Genomic DNA, 2417 nt, shown 5'->3' on the forward strand with positions numbered 1-2417 from the left:
AAAAAATCTGCGTGAACGCAAATTAATGGGATTACCAGTAACTCCAAGCGTTTTTTGCTACTTTTTTTGGGGCGCTTGCCAAAAAGTAGCGGACAGCGAAATGCTCTCCCTTCCCTAATCCAAAAGAAGGGAGAATGTATTTCATTGAAGGTATATAGGTTCCGTTCCCTGATTATAACAATACATAGTGTTATTTCTGAAACCATCAAAGCATATATGAAAATCATCGAAATCCTGTTCCGTGGCCAAACGAACCTTATCACTCAACAAAACCATGCATTGTTTATTGACAGATGTGGCCAAAGAGGTAGTACGTCCCGGCTTTATCTCCAATGCCACCACATAAGAAGTCCTTCGTGGATAGATATACCCTATAATTTCCTCATTGAGTACAACCAAACGAATAACATCTTCATTCAAAACGGGAATATTATTAATTTTGCCCATCATTGTTATAATATAAATCAGTTTATAATCATTAAAATACAATATCATCACAAATGATACCTATAATTTTTATAGGTAAACTTTTCCACCGAGACCACCTCATAAAGATAGTCTTCATGGCAAGAAGCCATTATACAGTTCTCACATTCAAGAATAGGATTTATAACTACACGGAATTTAATAGTGCCGTCCACCAGAACAAACTCCACCCGATTAAAGAACCCTTGTAGAGAATGCCCTTCCTTATCTATCAGACGCACTACTTCACCTGTAAAAACAGCCAATTCCTTAGCCTGCCGTTTCGCTTTACGCAAACAACTGTTCGCTGCTTTGACGTTCTCATTCACCTCTTTTGTTCTTATTGCTTTCATACCAAAATCCTTTTTACATATTTATCTTGTCAAAAATCAAAAGTCAGCTGCGTAGCCCTTGCGTTGCTCTGAATCGACCTCTTCAATTCAGAATTATCCTCCATTGCATTTTCAAGTTTCCTAACAAAAGAAGTATCACCTGCTTCCGTTATCTTTAAAATAGGTAACCATACTCCGGCTATCAACTGTAAATCTATATGATAACTTCTCCAATGCTGCATTGTCAATGTATTCATCCATGCGACTTCACCGGGTACGCTATTCATCATCAGATTGACAACAGTCATCTTTACACAAATCAAATCTATGTCCGAGCCATAACAAAAAAGCCTTCCTCCATCATTCTCTTCCGCACATTTTTTTACAGCGGAAAGTAGCATCCTGCCGGAACCACAGCACGAATCACAGACCGACTGTTTAGGTTTCAGCCTATTTTCCCCCATACATGCCATCAAATCAGCAACGTGTATCGGGGTAAAGAACTGTCCGTTATTCCCATGACTGACACACTCCATGAACATATCTCCCAAGACATCGCAAAATCCTTCCGAATATTCAGACACCCTATAAAACATTTGAACAAAAAGTTCCATTTCATATGGCTTATATCTTTTTTCCACTCTACGGTAATCCTCTGCCAACATCCCGACAGACAAATAGTAAAGACAAACATCCAAAAAATCCCGAAAGGCTTCTTCATATCCCCGACTGAAAGCAAGCTTTTCATAAAGTTTCATTATCTCCTTTGGTATCATACTATTCTGATTTCATTATTCACAACATTCTATATTCCTTGTGCCATAGATTTTATCAAAAGCCGCTTTTATCTCCGAGCGATATTTACAGTCCTTCTCAAAACAAAGTTGTTTTGTCCAAAAATCGAAATCAAAACCATCGGTATTATCAATCGTTACAGAAACATAATCAGTCGTACCACTCTGACATACAACCGTATGCCGATTTACACAAAAGCGGTCATTTAAAGCTGTTTCTTTTCGGGTAATGCGTTCTACCATCTTATCTATCCATTTCATACTTATAATATTTTATGTAACTGCCCCATTCCAAGAGGCAGTTACGGTTATACTCATTAAAAATCGTTCTCGTTCAAAAACACCACATCGCCTTTCATCACCATCCAATTAATCTCACTCAGATGATAGCCACAATGCTCACTCAGAAAAATCTCAATCTCTTCAGCGGTCTGTAATCGCCTGTCTGGGCTTATCACAGCAACATTACCGGAATTACAATCCAATACAGCCAGTTTCTCATAAGCCCACTCGCCAAACTGGCAGAACTCGATAAAATTGGCATAAGTTATCCGTATGCTATTATTCGCATCAAATTCAAGGGGTGACTTTGTTATGAACGAACCTGCATGATTCACCACCACAGAGGGGCAAATCTCTGCCAATGAAGATAAGCTGTCATCCCATCTAATCTCATAAAGGAAAAATCCTTTTGGCAATGAATTGCGGTCTATACGATAACTGGAAAAAAGACCGTCTATCGTTTCATTAATAACCAACTGTTCATAATCTCCTTCTAAATAGTGTACTCGTGACATAACTCGTTTTTTTTAGTTTGTTAAACTTT

Annotated in this window: 5 protein-coding genes; all 5 read right to left on the minus strand. The window is 38.2% G+C overall.

Annotation, left to right across the window (positions count from 1 at the left end; translation table 11 throughout):
* Positions 1–141 precede the first annotated feature (141 nt).
* From BSCG_RS01595 to BSCG_RS01575, 5 genes are read right to left on the minus strand one after another with little or no spacing between them, the layout of a single operon-like run.
* Positions 142–450, minus strand: a complete 309-nt coding sequence (locus BSCG_RS01595) for a hypothetical protein (RefSeq protein WP_224263218.1) — start codon at positions 448–450, stop codon at positions 142–144.
* A gap of 44 nt (positions 451–494) precedes the next feature.
* A complete protein-coding gene (locus BSCG_RS01590; RefSeq protein WP_008771445.1) occupies positions 495–818 on the minus strand; it encodes a hypothetical protein in 324 nt (107 codons plus the stop codon).
* A gap of 29 nt (positions 819–847) precedes the next feature.
* Positions 848–1573, minus strand: coding sequence for an N-6 DNA methylase (locus BSCG_RS01585; protein ID WP_008771446.1), 726 nt, complete (start codon positions 1571–1573; stop codon positions 848–850).
* A gap of 15 nt (positions 1574–1588) precedes the next feature.
* Positions 1589–1852, minus strand: a complete 264-nt coding sequence (locus BSCG_RS01580; RefSeq protein ID WP_008771447.1) for a hypothetical protein — start codon at positions 1850–1852, stop codon at positions 1589–1591.
* 56 nt (positions 1853–1908) lie between these two features.
* Positions 1909–2388, minus strand: coding sequence for an LPD28 domain-containing protein (locus tag BSCG_RS01575; protein WP_008771448.1), 480 nt, complete (start codon positions 2386–2388; stop codon positions 1909–1911).
* Between the last annotated feature and the right edge of the window lie 29 nt (positions 2389–2417).

The organism is Bacteroides sp. 2_2_4 (assembly GCF_000157055.1).
In the GTDB taxonomy this organism is placed as follows: Bacteria; Bacteroidota; Bacteroidia; order Bacteroidales; family Bacteroidaceae; genus Bacteroides; species Bacteroides ovatus.